Below are 19,288 nucleotides of genomic sequence, written 5' to 3'. Positions count from 1 at the left end.
ATCCTTGTACATTTCGACACAATTTCACTGAAATTAATATAGCAGAGTATGAGTTTAATAGACGAAATTATAGGACGTCAGATTATTGACTCTCGTGGTAATCCCACCGTAGAGGTAGATGTAGTATTAACCAATGGAGTTATGGGAAGGGCTGCGGTACCTTCAGGGGCTTCTACTGGTGAACACGAGGCGGTAGAGTTACGGGATAGCGAGTCAGATCATTATTTGGGCAAAGGTGTGACGCAAGCTGTGAATAATGTAAATACCGTTATTGCAAACGAACTTAGAGGACTGGAAGTATTTAACCAGGTTGAGCTTGATCAAACACTCTTAGAGGTTGACGGAACAGAAAATAAGAGAAACCTGGGTGCCAATGCGATTCTGGGAGTTTCACTTGCAGCGGCAAAAGCGGCCGCCAATGCGCTTAATATTCCCTTGTGGCGATATATTGGCGGTGTAAATGCCAAGGTATTGCCTCTTCCAATGATGAATATAATCAACGGCGGCTCGCACGCTGATAACAATGTGGATCTTCAGGAATTTATGATTATGCCAAGTGGCGCGGCTTCTTTTTCTGAGGCTGTGCGCATGGGAGCCGAGATCTTCCATCATTTAAAGAGCGTACTTTCTTCAAAAAAATATAGTACGGCGGTTGGCGATGAAGGAGGTTTTGCACCAGATCTGGATTCCAATGAAGAAGCTGTAGAAGTGATCTTGAAAGCTATTGAAAAGGCTGGATATATACCCGGCGAGGAAGTGGTTATTGCGTTGGACCCCGCCACGGCTGAATTTTATAACGCAGATAAAGAAGTTTACGAGTTCCGCTGGAGTGATGGGAGTGAGCGAACTAATGACGATATGGTTGAGTTCTGGAGTAGCTGGGTCGAGAAGTATCCGATTGTTTCTATAGAAGATGCACTTGATGAAAATGACTGGAACGGCTGGAAGAAACTGACCGATGCCGTCGGCGATGAAGTACAGTTGGTAGGAGATGATCTTTTTGTAACCAATACTGAACGGTTGGCCAAAGGTATTCAGCAGGGAGTGGCAAATTCAATTCTCATTAAAGTGAACCAAATTGGTACGCTTACCGAAACGCTGGATGCCATTGAAATGGCACACAAGAATGATTATACAGTCGTTATCTCACACCGTTCGGGTGAAACTGAAGACACGACAATTGCCGATTTGGCCGTAGCAACCAATGCCGGTCAGATTAAAACGGGATCCATGAGTCGTACCGATCGTATTGCCAAATATAACCAGTTGTTGCGTATCGAGGAGCAACTGGGAGAAAATGGTATATTCCTGGGTAGCGACGCCTTCGGATTTTAAGGAAAATAATAGCCTTTGCGGATGAAACGATCTGTATTAGAAAGTCTGTTTCATCCGCATAATGCTTTCTATCCTTTAATTACACAATGTAGCGTTTTATGTCATAATTCTGCATGCGTATCTCCAATATAAGACTTCAAAACTTTCGGAATCATACCGACACGCAGGTTGAGTGGGGAGCGCACATGAATGTGATTATAGGTCAGAACGGCGCGGGGAAAACTAATCTTATTGATGCCATTCATTACCTGTGCATGAGTCGCAGCTTTGTAGCCAATAGTGATCGCTATGTTGTAAATTATGATGCACCTTATTTTATGATTAAGGGGCATTTTGAAGGGAACATCCGTTCCAGTTTTGATGTAAGCTGTTCCTATTCCCGCGGTGAAGGTAAAAAGATTTTTGTTAATGAAAGTCCACTGGATAGGCTGTCTGATCTTATTGGGATGGTACCAGTGGTGGTTCTTTCACCAGGTGATAAAAAACTAACCAGCGAAGGCCCCAAACAGCGGCGTTCTTTTATTGATTCTTTTATCAGCCAAATATCCCCGCGTTATTTACAGGATTTAATGGATTTCCGAAAGGTCCGGAAACAACGAAATAAATTACTTCAGGAATTTCGTGGACGACGCGAGGTTTTAGAGGCATATCTGGAACCATGGAATGTACAGCTTGTAGAGTATGGATCGCGTATTGTAGCAAAAAGAACGGAAGTACTGGATCAATTTCAGGATTTTCTAGCGCGGGAATACGAGGTTATTTCGGGGATGCGGCACAAACCACATTTAGAATATCAGACTTTTTGCGAACCCTCTAAGAAAGCAGAGACTATAGAGGAGCGCTATACGGCTAAACTGGAAGACGAGATAGACCATGAAATAGAGCGCGAGTTGACACTTGTGGGCCCACATCGCGATGAAATCGTATTTTATCTCGATGATTTTGAACTGCGTAAATATGGCTCTCAGGGGCAGCATCGTTTATTTGCTCTTTCTTTAAAACTTGCGCAGCTTTTGTATTTTTCAGAGGAATTGGATGACCTGCCGCTTTTTCTGTTGGACGATGTGTTTGGCGATTTGGATGCCCAGCGCACGGAAGTGCTGCTGAATGCGCTTATTGAACATGCAGGACAAACATTTGTAACAGCTGCCAATCCTATTCCTTTTAATGATTATATTACTTTTGATGGAGAAAAGAATCGGAAGTTTGAAGTAACCGAAGGCGAGGTTAGCAGACTGCAATAAAGATTATTATATATTAATGGCACGATATAGATCAAATACTCCTAAATCTCTTAAAGATGCGCTTACGGATTTTCTTGAAGACTATCCGCACCGTAAGCGGTTGAAGCGCGGTATGATTCTATCAATTTGGGAAGAAACGGTGGGAAAACGTATTGCCGATGAAACTGAAAATATTCATTTTGAACACGGAAATTTGGTCGTGCACGTTAAAAATCCTGCCTGGCGGCAAGAGATTCATATGAAGCGGTTTAGTATCGCTAAAAAGTTGAATGAAAAAGTAGACGAAAAAATCATTAAAGAAATCGTAGTTCGGTCATAGCCTTACAAAGAAACGATCTGGCTGAGCTAGAGAATAGTTTTACATAATGGAATTACCTGTAGAAGAATATAAGGAGAAGCTGACGGCATTCTGGGAGAATATAATCCGGAAGTCGGATGAGGGAGAAATGGCCGAGATGGGAAGGGAGCGAATCGCCGTTTTTGTCGTATCACTTATTCTTGCTATTTGCCTTTGGTTTATGGTAAACCTGAGCATGGATTATAATTTAAATATTGATTTGCCTATTGAGGCCGTTTCAATGCCTGAAGGCCAGGCATTGGCCGAAGAGTTGCCCCGGTCTGCAACTGTGAGTCTGTCGGGCGAAGGCTGGAAACTTATTAGTGTTTATAATAATCCTCCTGCTGTAGAAATTAATGTGAATGAATCTGAAGTAAATCTCTATGAACAGGTCCAACAACAGCTAAATCTACTTTCCAATATCAGTGTGCAGAAGGTTCAGCCAATCGTACTGACGCTCGACTTGGAGCCCCGGGTTTCAAAAAAAGTACCTGTTCAGCCGGTCATTGATGTGTCTTTTGATAATCAATTTGGTTTTAAAGAAACTCCTTCTGTTGAACCCGATAGCATAACTATCAGCGGAGCAGAATCAGTAATGGGAGAGATCAATTCTTGGCCGACAGATACCCTTCGCGTTGAAAATATGTCCAATAATTTTACACAACAGGTGTCCCTGAAAAATAGCAGATTAATTAGCTTATCTCATAGTGAAGTACAACTTTATGGAGAGATCGTTCAATTTACCGAGGGGGAAAGTAAAGTCGATTTGGATACACGGAATTTCCCTTCTGGTCGCAGCATTAGTTATAGTCCCTCAACGATTACGGTAAAGTATCGGGTTCCTATTGATGAATATGCAAACGTCCAGGATAATGAGCTATTTGAAGCCTATCTTACCTATCAACAAATTCTGGAAGATTCGACCGGATATATAAGACCCAATGTAGAACAAGTTTCAGACAATGAGTATGTGCGAATACGTTCCTTCCAACCGGAAGAAGTGGCCTATTTTATGGTGCTGGATGACTGAGAATGGTTATTAGATAAAACAAACACTTCATCAAGATGCTAAATGGTCATCTGCTAAGCTAAGCTTACGCTACTTCTTCGAGCTGTTCTTCAAAAGGCTTGATTACTTCTTCTACTGTTTGTTCCGTGTCAAAATAGGAGAGAATTTTTAAAATAACTTCATCAACCAATACATCAGGACAAGAAGCACCGGAAGTGACTCCAATTTTTAACGGCTGTCCATTGGATCTAGGTAACCAGTTCTCGGTTTGTTTCATCTCTTTGTCCCATTGGTTGAAGTGACGGATACGTTCTGGACCGTCAATTTCTTCGGCATCGCGTACATGATAAGTCGGGAATGCGTGTTCTAATATTTCAACCAAGTGCATGGTATTGGATGAGTTATAACCTCCAACAACTATGGAAAGATCGACATCGGTATCGGCCAATGCCAAGGTCGCAGACTGGTTTTCGTTAGTAGCATAACATAGTGTATCGGAGGTATCTGCAAAGTGATCGAGAATATCCGCCTCGCCAAATTGTTCAATGGCGGCCTCTTTTAGAATATGCATGACCTCTTCCGTTTCGGTAGCCAGCATCGTGGTCTGATTAATAACACCGAATTGTTTCATGTCTGTATAAGGATCAAATCCATCCGTGCTTTTATGACCGAAATATTTTTCAAAATCTGATTTGGGGCGATCGCGCGTCAGGATATCTGCCAGAATTTGTGCCTCTTCTGTATTGAGCAATACAACGCAGGGGGAGTGGTTAGCACTATGCGAAAAAGTGGCACGGGTTTCTTCATGGCGGTGTTTGCCGTGAATAACCAACGAGTATCCCTTTTTTCCCAACTGTTTGCCCCGGTTCCAAACCTTTTTGACAAAGGGACAGGTAGTATTAAACTGGTACGGGTCAATCCCCTGATTTTTTAATTTTTGCTGCATCTCAAGCGTAGTTCCAAAAGCGGGAACAATAACAATATCATCTTCATCCAGTGATTCGATGGGAATGATTTCTGTACCGTCTGTTTCAAAAAGGAACTGAACGCCCCGTGCCTGCAGATCTTCATTCACAGTAGGATTATGAATCATTTCGCTGAGCAGATAAATATCTTTGTCCGGGTACTGCTCTACCGTTTCATAAGCAATATCGATGGCATTTTCTACGCCATAACAGAAACCAAAATGGCGGGGAATATAAAATTGTACGGATCCGAAGTCGAGCACCGTAGGAGCCAGATCCTTTTTACGGGGATCTACAATTTTATTGGCCTCCTTGACTTTACGGATAATCGGAGACTGATAAATATCAGGTATATTAAACTTTTTACGACCCATGAATTGGTTCAGCGTTATTGGTTATTTGTTACGATAGAATGCTACTCCCGAGGATAAGGCTCAGGGTTAAAAAGTGTCATGCTATGAAACACAAAACTTGTATGTTAATAATATAAGAAGCTAAGCGCGAAACATCATGCAAATGTAGCCCGGGATTTAACCCGAGTTATACGTACTTAAGTTCACTCTGAAATTGCTTTTTCTTATTTATCAGTTGAAGTAAATGTAGAAATCGGGAAAGTACTACATGGTAAGTCAGCCTTCCTGTCTTTGCCGAATGGCCTCTGTAGAATATTATACATAAAAGATAGGTAGCGATTGGAGAAGGATATATAAATAACTGCTAGATGATAGGTAAAGGTCTCTTAACGAAAAGCTATTACGGGCAGGTGCCCCAGACCGGTTCATTTTCTGTAAGCAGTGCACTCTCATCAGAAAATTTTTCAGGCCTGGTAGTTATGTTGGAGACGCACCAATCGGTGAGGTCCTGGTTAAATTCAGAAGCTGTATGGAACATTGATCTCATATTGGTGACACTGCTGACATCCCAGTTGCTAAGATCCTGGTTAAAAGAAGAGGCACTTGAAAACATAATAGCCATATTAGTGACACTACTGACGTCCCAGCTGCCAATATCCTGGTTGAAAGAATCGGCGCTGAAAAACATTGCCCTCAAATTTGTGACACTACTGACATCCCAGTCCCCAATGTCATGGTTGAAGGAATTCGCTTCATGAAACATGCCGCTCATATCGGTTACGTTACTAACATTCCAGTTGCCGATGTCCTGGTTGAAGTGGTCTAAAAACTGAAACATCCCGCTCATATCCGTCACATTACTGACGTCCCATTCTGTAATATCATGTTTGAAGTTCCTGGCATGAGCAAACATCTCACTCATATCTGTGACACTGCTGAGATCCCACTTACCTATAGGCTGATTAAATTTCTTGGCATTATAAAACATCTCGCTCATGTCCGTTACGCCACTGACGTCCCAACCCTCAATTTCATCGTTGAATACACTGGCATTTTCAAACATAGCCTCCATATCAGTGGCGCTGCTGACATCCCATTTGCAAACGTGCTGATCAAAGGAAAAAGCTCGATGAAACAGGGAGCTCATGTCAGTAACATTACTGACATCCCATTCTCCGATAGGCTGATTAAACTCTAAGGCATTATAAAACATGCGGTTCATGTTCGTGACACTGCTGACATCCCAGCTGTCGATATTTTCATTGAAGGATGAGGCATCTTCAAACAGGCTGCTCATATCCGTGATGCCGCTGGTGCAGGTGGTGGCGGCGTTCTCCGGGGTGATCTGATCCCGAGTTCGCTTGGTATAGGTAACGCCGTCAACGGTGCCCTGCTCGCCGACCTCGGCCTCACTGCAGATCACGGTGACCCCGTTCTCGGCCAGGTAGAAGGTCTCGTTTTCGATAACTGTCTGACTGGACTGGGCGGTTTCGCCCGACTGACCGAATTGGTCGGATTGTTTCGTTAGTTCAGAACAACCAGTAAAAGTTAATATTATTGTTGTAAGTAGAATAAATATATTCCCTTTCATAACCTCGCCTGCAAATTTATTTTTAATTATTAATGAAAGGAGGGCAATAATCTGCCTCTTTAAATACGTACTGGAAATGAGAATTGATTGTTCCCAGCTTTTCTAAGCCTCTGCTACTTCATCTAGCTTGACGCCTACCAGTCGGCTTATTCCCGTCTCGGGCATTGTCACGCCGTACATCATTTCAGCTTTACTCATCGTCTTTTTGTTATGAGTAATGATAATGAACTGCGTGTCTTCACTAAAACGCTTTATCATAGCCGAAAACCGCTCGATATTGGCGTCGTCAAGGGGGGCGTCGACCTCATCCAGTACGCAGAAAGGCGAAGGCTTTACAAGGTAAATAGCGAAGAGCAGCGCAATGGCAGTAAGCGTCTTTTCCCCTCCGGATAATTGGTTGATGGAGGAGGGGCGTTTGCCTTTGGGATTGGCTTTTATCTTGATTTGAGCTTCCAGTGGATCTTCTGCTTCTTCATCAATAAGCAAATCGCAATAATCATCTTCATTAAAGAGTGTATGGAAAACTTTTTGAAAATTGACCCGTATTTTTTCAAAGGTATTATTAAACCGTTTGGTAGCTGTTTGGTTAATCCTATCGATCGTTTCCCGCAGCTCTTCAGCGGCTTGGTTTAAATCACCTACCTGTTCTTCATAAAAATCCAGACGCTCTTTTTCCTCCTCATATTCTTCTATAGCCAAAGGATTCACTTCACCGATCTTATTGAGTTTCTGCTTTAGCCAACCAATCCGTTTTTTGGCTTCCTCAGGCTCAGTATCCTCTGGCAATTTCTCCTCAACCTGGTCCATCAGTATTCCATACGTTTCCCAGATATGATCGGAGAGGTTCTCGATTTGCATTTCAAACTTTTCCTTGGCCATTGCCAGGTGATGTACCAGCTCCATATTTACTTCTTTGCGCCGGCGGACTTCCTTCAATTCTTTTTCAATTTCATTAATTCGTCCCCGCTGCTTGCCAGAAGCTTCTTCGGCCTGTTCAAGTGTTTTATCAGCCTCCCGTTTTTTCTCTTTTAAGGTCTCCAGCTGCTCTTCAAGCTGTTCGATAGAAGAACTGTATTTTTTGATACGTTTTTTAGCTTCTTCATTTTTTTCCGAACGCATCTCCAACCGTTTTTTCAGGTTTTTAATCCCTTCCTGAGCCCTTCGTATATCGCGCTCATGATTTTCAACCTTGTTTTTAAGGTCCTGATGCTTCAGTTGAGCATCGTTGTACCGGCTTTGTGCAATGGAGCGTTCTTCTTCCAGTTCTTCAAGAGTTTCTTTCTTTACTTGTTGCTGTTTGTGCAGCTGCTTGATCTTTTGCTGGAGTTCTTTCTGTTGCGGTTGCAACTGATCCAGATCTTCTTGAGCAGCATCCTCATTCTCAATGATCGTCTCCCGTCGATTCTTTAATTCACGGATATTTTTTTCATAGATCTGAATTTTAGACTCAAAGCTATTGATTTCGTTTTCAATAGTTCTGGCACGCTGCTCTTTTTCTTTGAGCTGTTCCTCAATCTTATTTAGGTCAATGCTCTGATATTTTTCTTTAAGCTCTTCAAGCCTTGCATTTGATTCTTCAATCTCAGAAGTAATGCTATCTCTTTTAGCAGTAAGTTTGGAAATCTTGTCTTCCAGTCCCACGCGGATGCCGGCGTTTTTGTCCTTGCTTCCGCTCTGTAAAAATTGCTGACTGGTGATCACTTCACCACCCAGGGTAACGCCCGTATTTCTACTGCCTGAAATTTGTTTGTAAGCTTCCTCAACTGAATCAACAAGCAGGACATTACCCAGTAATAATTCTTTTAATGTATCAAATTTGTCATCTGTTTTTACGACCTTTGCCAAAGAATTTGTTTCTGTTCCATAAGAATCGGAAAGTTGGTCGAGGGGTATGAATGTAGCCTGACCTTTGTCCTGCTCTTTAAGGATAGAGGCCGCTTCCCGAGCATCCTCAAGCGATTGAACGACCAGATAGTTCAGGGTTTTTCCAAGAACCGCTTCAAGGGCAACGGCGTGTTCCTCATCCGTAGAAAATAGGTTTGATACTACCTCTATGAGCTCAAAGTTGTCGCTCTGTTCTTCCAGCAGAAAGCGAACACTGGTAGGAAAGGCTTCATTAGAATCGGCAATATTCTGTAGGAGGGATATTTCTGATTCAACTGAATCCAGACTGCTTTTTTGACGGCGTATCTGATCCTTCAGCTCATCCTGCTGTTGGCTTAAATCTTCACGCCGTTGACGGGCTTTCAACAGCTCTTCTTGTTGTTGGTCTCGTTCCTTAATTGCGCCTTCCAATTTTTTGGCCTGGAGCTTCTTTTCCCCGCGGAAGTTAGCGATTTCATCTTCCAGATCCTCGATCTCTTCCCGGATACGGATCAGGTCTCCCTCGGCATTTTCAAGCTTAGACTCAATTTTAATTCGTTTAGTTTGCAGATCGTTGAGCGACTGATTGGTTTGTGTAAACTCCTTCTCTAGTTTGTTCAACTCTTCGCGTTCCGTGGAATACTGCCGCTGTATTTCACGGTACTGCTCCTTAGCATCGCTGAGATTTTTTTCAGCTTTTTGCAGATCAGTGTCAAAGGAATCTAATTTACGTTTGTTACTTTGGAAGGCCTCCCGCAAGTCTTCCAAGTCTTCTTCACTCTGTTCGATATCCTTGTCATATTGTTCAATGACACTTCTTTCATTACTTATTTTTTCCCGGGTAATCTCTAGCTTGGTTTCCGTATCCCGGATTTTTGAATGAAGCTGGCTAACGCGGCGCTGTGCTTCGGCCTGCTTTCGCTCTTTTTCACTTAATGCTTCGCGGGCAGATTCTTCTTCCTGCTCTAGTTTTTTAGTCTTCGAAACAATTTCTTTCTTTTCCTTATCCGCATTGTCAATACGTTCTTTTAGCGGTTCCAGCTCTTCCTGTACTTTGGTATACTCATGCTTATTTAGGGCCTTGTCTAGCTGTTCCAGCTCCTTTTTGTATTTTTTAGCTTTGTGAGCCTTTTCAGCCTGCTTCTCAAGAGATTTTGTCTTTTTTCGGACTTCAGAGAGAATGTCTTCAACCCGCTGGAGATCCTTTTGGGTATCATCCAGTTTTCGGAAGGTTTTTTTGCGCTTTTCTTTATAGCGGGTGATACCAGCGGCTTCTTCAAAGAGTTTACGCCGGTCGTTATTTTTGTCATTCAGGATTTCTTCTACCATTTTCAACTCAATGACAGAATAGGCATCCGAACTCATGCCTGTATCCATGAAGAGCTCTGTAATATCCTTCAGACGGCACGTCGTCCCATTGATAAGGTACTCGCTCTCCCCGGAGCGATACAGCCGTCGTGAGATCGTAACTTCGTTATATTCGGTAGGGAGGAGACCCTTGTTATTAACCAGCGTCAGCGATACCTCAGCCATTCCCAAGGCGTTTTTTTGAGCCGTACCGTTAAAAATAACGCTAGACATGCTGGAGGAGCGCAAGAGGGTAGGACGCTGTTCTCCCAATACCCAGCGCATCGCATCCACAATATTGGATTTTCCGCACCCGTTGGGTCCTACAATAGCGGTAATTCCCTTGTCAAAAGAGACACTTGTTTTATAGGCAAAACTTTTAAAACCCTGAAGTTCCAGTTCAGATATATACATTCGATATCAACTAAGAATGACAAGTAACAAACTAAAGGCAACAGTTATATCTATAACGGTTTAAATACTACCCAAATTTATTGTCGTAGCCGTTATTAGATTATAAATAGTGAATATACTACTATTGCTAGCGTGTAGTATAAAAAGATGAAATTAGAGTAAATTGCATATACTAAACTAAACAGTCATTATTTCTTCTTTCTTCTTTTCCAGAAGTTTGTCTACTGTTTCTGTGTGCTTGTCTGTTATGGATTGAATCTCTTCTTCCGACTCAAATTTGGAATCTTCAGGCAATGATTCTTTTTCAACCTTCTTTTTTATTTCGTCATTGGCATCGCGGCGGGTATTGCGAATCGAAATGCGGGTATCTTCGGCAATATCCTTCACGCGCTTAACCAATTCTTTACGACGCTCTTCTGATAATATTGGAAGCGGGATACGGATAATATTTCCATCGTTATTGGGATTGAGTCCAAGACCAGCAGACATAATAGCCTTCTCTATATCTTCCATGGCAGATTTATCAAAAGGTTGTACCGTTAGTAACCGTGCCTCCGGTGCACTAACATTGGCCAGCTGGTTTAGAGGAGTTTTCGACCCATAATAATCTACTTTGACCCCGTCGAGCAAAGCAGGCTGGGCTTTTCCGGCACGAATACGGGATAGTTCTTTTTTATAATAGGAAACTGCCTCTTTCATTTGTTTGTCGGCATCGTCGATAATGGATTGTAACACTGGTGGTATCATAATACGTCAGCTCTTTTTAGTAATTAAGTTACTTGTATTAATATCAAAAATGAATTTAAGAAATCTATGAATCTTCCCAAACCACCGTTGACCCGACGCCTTCTTCACCATTTAAAACTTTTGAAAGGTTCCCTACAATATTCATGTTGAAGACAATAATTGGGGTCTCATTCTCCCGACAAAGTGTAAATGCAGTTAAGTCCATTATGGAAAGCCTTTTTTCAAGGACTTCTTCACCCGTGATGGTGGGAAATTTTTCGGCATCGGGATTTTTTTCAGGATCGGAATCGAAGATACCGTCAACACGGGTACCTTTAAGTATGACATCAGCTTCAATTTCGATAGCGCGGAGCGAAGCAGCTGTATCTGTCGTAAAATAGGGGTTGCCGGTTCCTGCTCCAAAGATAACAACCCGCCCTTTTTCGAGGTGACGAATAGCTCTTCGTCGGATATAGGGTTCAGCCACTTCTTCCATCCGGATCGCTGACATAAGACGGGTATGTACGCCTTTGCGCTCCAGGGCATCTTGCAGGGCCATACTATTAATCATTGTAGCCAGCATACCCATATAGTCTCCCTGAACTCGGTCCATACCTTCCGTAGCTCCTTTAACGCCTCGAAAAATATTGCCGCCTCCAACTACAACCGACACTTCATACCCTTCGGCATGGGCTGCTTTAATCTCATTTGCATATTGCGTTAAGATATCACCGTCAATTCCATGTCCCTGTTCTCCTAACAGTGCTTCTCCACTTATTTTAAGTAAAATGCGCTGATAATCTTTTCCCACTGTTTTATGATCCTGTTTTATATATTCTGTGTTTCGATGTGATATATCCTTTAATCAATCAAAGCTTATAATCTCTTAAGCATAAAAAAAAGGCTACCAAATTGGTAGCCTTTTTTGAGAGTCGATATGTTTACGATTCTTCGCCAAGCTGAAGCCGGTGAAATGATTTCACCAACGGGATCCCGTTTTCTTCGAGGTAAGCTTTAACAGTCTTGCTGTTGTCTTTAACAAATTTCTGTTCCAGTAAGACACGTTCCTCGTAAAATCGCCGAAGTTTTCCCTGGGCAGCTTTTTCGGCAATCTCTTCAGATTTACCTTCATTGAGCAGTTGTTCTTTGGCAATATCAAGTTCTTGCTCAACAACAGAGCTATCCACTCCGTCTCTATTTACCGCAAGGGGATTCATAGCCGCAACCTGCATGGCTATGTCACGACCGATATCTTCATTATCAATTTCACCCTCAAATTCCACTAAAACGCCCAGTTGATTGCCGGGATGGATATAAGAAATATATTGGCCTTCAGATTCAGTGTAGATAACACGATTAATTTTAATTTTTTCACCAATCTTCCCAACCATGTCTTTGAGGTGATCAGCTACTGAAAGTCCGTCAATCTCCAGCTCCAGAAGTTCATCAACAGAGTCGACCTCATTTTCAAAAGCGAGATTCAGGAACTGCTCGGCTCGATTCTGGAAATCTTCGTTACGAGCTACAAAGTCAGTTTCACAATTTATTTCAAGGGCAGAAGCCTTGCTACCGTCATCGCTGAGACGCGTTACGATAAGGCCCTGATTAGCTTCGCGATCGGCACGTTTTTCGGAAAGCTTTTGTCCTTTTTTACGAAGGATTTCAATTGCTTTGTCAAAATCTCCATCTGCATCTTGAAGGGCCTTTTTGCAATCCATCATGCCAGCCCCGGTTTGTTCACGTAGTTCTTTGACCTCCTTGGCAGAAATGCTCATGTTCAGTTACGCTTTTATTAATTTGTAATTAAAGTTTATATATAATAGATGCCGACTATTCTTCTTCGTCTGATGCGGCTTCTTCTTTTTTATCCTTGCGGCGGGAACGTCGTTTGCCTGTAGCTTTTTTCTTTACTTTAACTTCTTCTTCAGCTTTTTTGGCATTTTCCGCAGCTTCTTCAAGCAGTTCTTCTTCATTCTGTGCTTCTCGGGCAGCATTCCCCTCAATAATAGCATCGGCTATAGCAGAGGCGACCAATTGAATAGTCCGTGCCGAATCGTCGTTGCAGGGTATAATGTAATCCGGGATATCAGGATCACTATTGGTATCAACCATAGCAATAATCGGGATATTAAGCTTAACCGCTTCATTTACGGCAATATCCTCTTTAATTGTATCTACGACAAAGACAGCGCCGGGTAAGTGACCCATATTGGCGATGCCCCCAAGCGTTTGCTCCAGCTTTTCCTGTTCCCGCTCAAGCATAAGTGCTTCTTTCTTGGTAAGCTCCTCAAAAGTCCCGTCTTCACTCATACGGTCAATCTCTTCCATCCGGGAAATGCTCTTTTTAACCGTGGAAAAATTGGTGAGCATGCCTCCCAGCCAGCGGTGCGTAATAAAAGGCATACCGCATCGGATAGCTTCAGTTTTAACTATATCCTGTGCTTGCTTTTTAGTTCCTACAAAAAGGATCGTCTTTCCAGAGCGTGAAAGCCTGGTAACTTGATCCAGCGCTTCCTGGAAAAATTTCTGTGTTTTTTTAAGATCGATGATGTGAATCCCGTTTCGCTCCATGAAGATATATTCCTTCATTTTGGGATTCCATCGGCGGGTAAGGTGTCCAAAATGGGCACCGGATTTCAATAAGGTATCTAGATCAGGTGTAGTGGGCATAATTTGATATGAATTTGTGTTTGAGTTAGTCCTCTACGCAGGTCGTACCCGGCGCTAATCCGCACGTTGGCGGACACTCGGCGCACTGAGTCGCTGCGTATGTGTGATATTAAAGAGTGTTACGTTGGTAAGAAGAAAGTTGTGCGTGTTGCAGTAGGTTAACGCTTGGAGAACTGGAATTTCTTGCGAGCACCAGGCTGTCCGTACTTTTTACGCTCGACCATGCGGTCATCACGAGTAAGAAGATCATGGGCTTTTAACACGTCATGCCATTCTTCGTTGTGATCGTCAAGGGCTCGTGCTAATGCGTGCTGTATAGCACCGGACTGTCCGGTAATACCGCCGCCACGCACTGTTACCTTGATGTCAAATTGTCCTTCCGATTCGGTTACATCAAGTGGAAGTGAGGCAACATTCTGGTGTGCCTTGGTGCAAAAGTAATCCTCCAACGATCGCTTGTTTACGACAAATTCTCCTGAACCCGGCTGTATGTACAACCGCGCAGTAGAAGTCTTTCTTCTTCCGATGAAATTTTTCTGTGCCATGCGTAATTAAAGCTCGATTTTTTCAGGTTGTTGTGCTTCTTGTTCATGAACGGGACCAGCATATATCCGAAGATTTGTCATCAATTTGCTAGACAATTTATTCTTCGGTAGCATTCCTTTTACTGCATTCTTAATAAGGAATGTAGGATCATGATCCATCATATCCTCAGCGGAAGTGAATCGTTCTCCTCCAGGATAACCGGTATATCGAAAATATTCTTTTTGTTGTAGCTTATTGCCGGTCAATTCAACTTTAGCGGCATTGATAACTACAACATTATCACCAGTATCCATATGCGGAGAAAATTCGGGCTTGTGCTTGCCTCGCAAGTAAGTTGCTACCTTGGTGGCAACGCGTCCGAGAGAATGCCCCTCGGCATCAACAAGAACCCATTTCTTATCAATATCACTCGCTTTAGGAGAGTAGGTCTTGTAACTATTAGTATCCACGGTTAAAACTTGTTTAGAAATTGCTTTTGTATGAAGTTTCGCAAAATAGGCTTATTTGAATCCATTTGCAACGAGAAAATTTTAAATAAAACTTATACTGTCAATATGTTGGTCAGTAACAAAAAGTTTTTCTTCAATAAGGATCACTAATAGAATTAGTTGAACTCATATTTACATAAATTGATTACTTCCAAGGGAGACTTTAGATCCCCTCTCTCTTATTTATAAATAGTTTAATAGAAAATTATCTTAAATAAACAATTCACCAAGATATTCTGGAATAAAAATGTTAATTTTTCAAGAGCAAAAATCAACCATTTTAGAATAAAATAACGGATTAATCTAAATACCTCAGAACCGATGAGCACCACAAATAAATTTCAGGATACCAAAAAAACTTTTGATACCGGTTCCGGCAAAGCCCAGCTATATAGCTTGAAGAAGCTGGAAGATCACGGATACGAAAACATCAGCAAATTACCATTTTCCATTCGGATTTTGTTGGAGTCGGTACTTCGCGAACACGATGATTTTGTCATTACAGACAAAGATGTTGAACTGTTGGCTAATTATAATGCTAAAAATCCGGAAGGGGAGATCCCATATAAACCGTCACGGGTAGTACTGCAGGACTTTACGGGCGTACCCGCTGTTGTTGATTTGGCTGCACTCCGATCGGCCATGGATCGCATGGGGGGTAATCCACAGTCTATAAATCCGCAGGTGCCCGTCGATTTGGTAATTGACCATTCGGTTCAGGTAGATACCTTTGGTGAAGAGTATGCCTTTATGCATAACGTGGAAAAGGAATTTGAGCGTAATCGCGAGCGTTATGAGTTTTTAAAATGGGGACAGAAAGCGTTTGATAATTTCCGGGTGGTACCTCCGGGTCGTGGAATTGTACACCAGGTGAATCTAGAGTACCTCGCACAGGGGGTCTTTACCCGTACCGAGGAAGATGGCTCAACCGTCGTATTCCCCGATACTTTGGTAGGAACCGATTCGCATACTACTATGATTAACGGTCTGGGTATCCTGGGCTGGGGCGTAGGTGGAATCGAAGCCGAAGCTGCTATGCTTGGTCAGCCTATCCATATGCTTGTGCCGGAAGTAGTAGGAATGAAATTAACCGGTGAGCTGCGCGAAGGTATTACGGCTACGGATTTAACATTAACGGTTACCCAGATGTTACGACGTCATGGAGTGGTCGGTAAGTTTGTTGAATTTTATGGAGAAGGACTCCAAAATATGAGTCTTCCGGATCGCGCAACTATTGCTAATATGTCGCCCGAGTACGGGGCTACCATGGGTTTCTTCCCAATGGACAGTGAAGCCATGCGATACATGCGCCGTACCGGTCGCGATGAGCAGCACGTCGAACTTATTGAGAATTATATGCGTGCTCAGGGATTGTTCCATACGCCTGATTCACCGGAACCGGAATATTCGGATACGCTGGAGCTTGATCTGGGCGATGTGGAAACGTCTCTGGCCGGGCCGAAGCTTCCGCATGATCGGATTACGTTGCCAAATATGAAGAAAACTTTTGAAAGTAGCCTTACCAGTGATGATCCTACGATGGGTTTCAATCTGGAGCAGAAGCAACTGGCTAATAAGGGAACGTTTAAAAATGGACAGGAAATAGAGATGACGCACGGAGATGTGGTTATTGCTGCTATTACATCCTGTACAAATACTTCAAATCCAAGCGTAATGCTGGGTGCTGGAATTGTAGCGAAGAAGGCACTTGAAAAAGGTCTTCAGGTTCCGCCTTATGTGAAGACTTCTTTGGCTCCGGGTTCCCGCGTTGTTACAGATTACCTTGAAGAAGCAGGGCTGACGGATTATATGGATCAGCTGGGTTTTAACCTGGTTGGCTACGGATGCACTACCTGCATCGGTAATTCGGGTCCATTGCCGCCGGCAGTGGAATCAGCTGTCAAAGAAGGTGATTTGATTGTAGCTGGGGTGCTTTCCGGAAACCGGAACTTTGAAGGGCGTATTCATCCCTATGTAAAAGCAAATTATCTGGCATCTCCACCCCTAGTGGTCGCCTATGCTCTGGCTGGTACCGTGGATATTGATTTAGAGCACGAGCCTATTGGTCAGGATAAGAATGGTAATGATGTATACCTCAAAGATATTTGGCCGACCTCCGAAGAAATCGCGGAACATCTGGATAGTGCTATCCGTCCTGAACTTTTTGAGAAGCAGTATGGCGACATCTTTAAATCTGAAGAGTGGGATGCAATTCCTGTTGGAGGCGGAGAGCTTTATGAATGGAAAGATGAGTCTACCTATATTCAGGAGCCTCCTTTCTTTGTAGGCATGGGAGAAGATCCGGATCCCATCACTCCTATTAAGGGAGCTCGGGCACTTGTCAAGGTAGGGGATTCTATTACGACTGACCATATTTCTCCGGCTGGAAATATTGGCATTGACACTCCGGCGGGACAATATCTGATTGAAAATGGAGTGGAACCGGCTGCCTTCAATTCCTACGGTTCGCGCCGGGGAAATGATCGGGTTATGACACGGGGAACCTTCGCGAATGTTCGGTTTAAGAATCAGTTAGCCCCGGGTACTGAGGGAGGATATACAAAATACTTCCCTGACGATGAGATTACCACTATTTATGATGCAGCCATGCGTTATAAAGAAGATGATACTCCCCTTATCGCGCTTGCAGGAGACCAGTATGGTACGGGTTCATCCCGCGACTGGGCAGCCAAAGGCACCATCCTGTTAGGAGTTGAAGCTGTAATTGCCACTTCCTACGAGCGTATCCACCGATCAAATCTGGTAGGAATGGGTGTTCTGCCGCTTCAGTTTAAAGAGGCTGAATCTGCAGATACGTTAGGACTGGATGGTTCTGAAGTATTCAGTATAGATGTGTCAGATGATCTGCAGCCACGTGATGTGGTGCCGGTAGAAGCGAAAAAAGATAATGGGGAAACTATTTCTTTTGAAGCTGTATGCCGCATCGATACACCGGTAGAGATTGATTACTATCGCAATGGAGGGATACTCCATTATGTATTGCGTGATTATCACAGAGCTGAAAAGGAACATGGCTAAGGGATCATTAATAATATAGATAATTCACTCTTTCTAAAGCCCGGCTTTTTTGGCCGGGCTTTTTTTATCATCCCTTTTGGTTATAAGTTTTTAATATTGTGAAATTCCCTTTTAGTTTTTCTGAAAAAGTGTTAAGTACCTCACAATCGAGAGATGAAAAATAGGAAATAGAGAAAAAACTGTGAGGGGAAACAGTTATGTTTAAACTAGATGAGCAAGGGGAAATTGTAACCCTACCTGACCTGAAATCGGCAGATAGGATGCAGTTCTTGCAAAAAAGCATGGATAAAATCGGTCGAAGTGAAAGCCTTTCGGCCATTATAAATGAGGGAATTCGCGCTTCTAAATTAATTTTGGATGCGGATGTGGGAAACCTGCTTTTAATTAATCCGCAGACAGGAGAGCTGATTGAGACCACCTATACGGATGGGTATTCAATAAATGAAGGGTGGCCCTATCCTACGCAGAGGGCTATTGCCGAATGGGTTTTAGAGAACAAACGTACCTATTATACCAATAACTTATATGGTAGTTTGGAGTTAAATGGGAGTAACAACGTTTCCGATTCTTTCCATAATATAGCTGCCCTCCCTTTATTGATTGGCGATCGGTCGGTAGGAGTATTATTGCTTGCAAATAACAGGGAAAGTGGACCTTTTATTGATGAGGCTATCAATTCACTTGAAATTCTTGCTCGTTTTTTGGCTCAGGGTATAGATTCGAAAAGGGAGTATGAAAATTTGTATAACCGACTGAAAGAGCAAAAGGTGTTGATGACAGAAATCCACCACCGCTTAAAAAACAACCTTTCTACGATCACCTCGCTAATTGAAATGGATTTGCCAAAAATAGAGGATGAGCTTGCTATTGAGGCTCTACAAAATACCTGTTCACGTATAAAATCGATTACCCAGGTACATAGTTTGCTTTACCAGATAGGAGCTACAGGGAAGATTGAGCTGGGAACTTATTTTAAAAAATTATCCCAGCAGATAAACAATACTTTAGCTGGTAAAAAAGAAGAAATTTTTATTAATGTTGATGCGGATCCGATTGTGATAGGTTCTGAGCGGGCAATGAATTGCGGACTTATTTTAAATGAGCTTATCCTCAATGCCTATAAACATGCCTTTACGTCAATGGAGGGTGGAAGAATAAATGTTCGGGTTAGAGAAAATGGGGAGGGCATTATCAAGATTGTAGTATCGGATAATGGTAAAGGAATTGGAGACAATTTCAAAGTAAATAGAGGAGAGTCGATGGGAGGTTGGGTTGTCAAAGCCCTGGCTGATCGGTTAGATGGGACTATTGAATTTGAGAATAATGGCGGAACACGCTGTGTTTTAAAATTTGCGCGATAA

General features: G+C 42.7%; 15 protein-coding genes. 6 read left to right on the top strand and 9 right to left on the bottom strand.

Annotation, left to right across the window (positions count from 1 at the left end; genetic code table 11):
* The first annotated feature begins 48 nt into the window (after positions 1–48).
* The 4 genes from eno (at position 49) to ABEB05_RS11260 (ending at position 3,946) form a co-directional block, all read left to right on the top strand.
* Positions 49–1,335 (top strand): phosphopyruvate hydratase, encoded by a 1,287-nt coding sequence (eno, locus tag ABEB05_RS11275; protein WP_265790190.1) that lies wholly within the window; start codon positions 49–51, stop codon positions 1,333–1,335.
* Positions 1,336–1,448: 113 nt separating this feature from the next.
* The gene (gene recF, locus ABEB05_RS11270) at positions 1,449–2,579 is read left to right on the top strand and encodes a DNA replication/repair protein RecF (protein ID WP_265790189.1); all 1,131 of its coding nucleotides are present in this window, start codon (positions 1,449–1,451) and stop codon (positions 2,577–2,579) included.
* A 16-nt stretch (positions 2,580–2,595) separates the two neighbouring features.
* Complete coding sequence (locus tag ABEB05_RS11265; protein ID WP_265790188.1) at positions 2,596–2,898, top strand: DciA family protein; 303 nt, start codon at positions 2,596–2,598, stop codon at positions 2,896–2,898.
* A 46-nt stretch (positions 2,899–2,944) separates the two neighbouring features.
* Positions 2,945–3,946 carry a CdaR family protein gene (locus ABEB05_RS11260; protein ID WP_265790185.1) on the top strand — a complete coding sequence of 334 codons (1,002 nt, stop codon included), beginning with the start codon at positions 2,945–2,947 and terminating at the stop codon, positions 3,944–3,946.
* Positions 3,947–4,010: 64 nt separating this feature from the next.
* Here ABEB05_RS11260 and ABEB05_RS11255 read toward each other — a convergent pair whose 3' ends face one another.
* From ABEB05_RS11255 to rplM, 9 genes are all read right to left on the bottom strand, one after another.
* The gene (locus tag ABEB05_RS11255; RefSeq protein ID WP_265790184.1) at positions 4,011–5,264 is read right to left on the bottom strand and encodes a 4-hydroxy-3-methylbut-2-enyl diphosphate reductase; all 1,254 of its coding nucleotides are present in this window, start codon (positions 5,262–5,264) and stop codon (positions 4,011–4,013) included.
* 379 nt (positions 5,265–5,643) lie between these two features.
* Positions 5,644–6,834: a BspA family leucine-rich repeat surface protein gene (locus tag ABEB05_RS11250; protein WP_265790181.1), complete on the bottom strand. Its 1,191-nt coding sequence runs from the start codon at positions 6,832–6,834 to the stop codon at positions 5,644–5,646.
* Between the two features lie 102 nt (positions 6,835–6,936).
* Positions 6,937–10,458 carry a chromosome segregation protein SMC gene (gene smc, locus ABEB05_RS11245; RefSeq protein ID WP_265790179.1) on the bottom strand — a complete coding sequence of 1,174 codons (3,522 nt, stop codon included), beginning with the start codon at positions 10,456–10,458 and terminating at the stop codon, positions 6,937–6,939.
* Positions 10,459–10,635: 177 nt separating this feature from the next.
* Positions 10,636–11,205, bottom strand: coding sequence for a ribosome recycling factor (gene frr / locus ABEB05_RS11240; RefSeq protein WP_265790177.1), 570 nt, complete (start codon positions 11,203–11,205; stop codon positions 10,636–10,638).
* A 64-nt stretch (positions 11,206–11,269) separates the two neighbouring features.
* Positions 11,270–11,995: a UMP kinase gene (gene pyrH, locus ABEB05_RS11235; RefSeq protein WP_265790175.1), complete on the bottom strand. Its 726-nt coding sequence runs from the start codon at positions 11,993–11,995 to the stop codon at positions 11,270–11,272.
* A gap of 130 nt (positions 11,996–12,125) precedes the next feature.
* A complete protein-coding gene (gene tsf, locus ABEB05_RS11230) occupies positions 12,126–12,959 on the bottom strand; it encodes a translation elongation factor Ts (RefSeq protein WP_265790173.1) in 834 nt (277 codons plus the stop codon).
* Positions 12,960–13,014: 55 nt separating this feature from the next.
* Complete coding sequence (gene rpsB / locus ABEB05_RS11225; protein ID WP_265790171.1) at positions 13,015–13,854, bottom strand: 30S ribosomal protein S2; 840 nt, start codon at positions 13,852–13,854, stop codon at positions 13,015–13,017.
* A 158-nt stretch (positions 13,855–14,012) separates the two neighbouring features.
* Positions 14,013–14,399 carry a 30S ribosomal protein S9 gene (gene rpsI / locus ABEB05_RS11220; RefSeq protein ID WP_265790169.1) on the bottom strand — a complete coding sequence of 129 codons (387 nt, stop codon included), beginning with the start codon at positions 14,397–14,399 and terminating at the stop codon, positions 14,013–14,015.
* 6 nt (positions 14,400–14,405) lie between these two features.
* Positions 14,406–14,849, bottom strand: coding sequence for a 50S ribosomal protein L13 (gene rplM / locus ABEB05_RS11215; protein ID WP_265790168.1), 444 nt, complete (start codon positions 14,847–14,849; stop codon positions 14,406–14,408).
* A 360-nt stretch (positions 14,850–15,209) separates the two neighbouring features.
* Here rplM and acnA point away from each other — a divergent pair, with 360 nt between their 5' ends.
* Both acnA and ABEB05_RS11205 read left to right on the top strand, forming a co-directional pair.
* Positions 15,210–17,927 (top strand): aconitate hydratase AcnA, encoded by a 2,718-nt coding sequence (gene acnA, locus ABEB05_RS11210; RefSeq protein ID WP_265790167.1) that lies wholly within the window; start codon positions 15,210–15,212, stop codon positions 17,925–17,927.
* A gap of 197 nt (positions 17,928–18,124) precedes the next feature.
* Positions 18,125–19,288 (top strand): histidine kinase dimerization/phosphoacceptor domain -containing protein, encoded by a 1,164-nt coding sequence (locus ABEB05_RS11205; RefSeq protein WP_265790166.1) that lies wholly within the window; start codon positions 18,125–18,127, stop codon positions 19,286–19,288.

Source organism: Fodinibius salicampi (assembly GCF_039545095.1).
Taxonomy (GTDB): Bacteria; Bacteroidota; Rhodothermia; order Balneolales; family Balneolaceae; genus Fodinibius; species Fodinibius salicampi.
The sequence above is the reverse complement of the archived record's forward strand: the minus strand, read 5'-3'. Positions and strand labels throughout refer to the sequence as shown.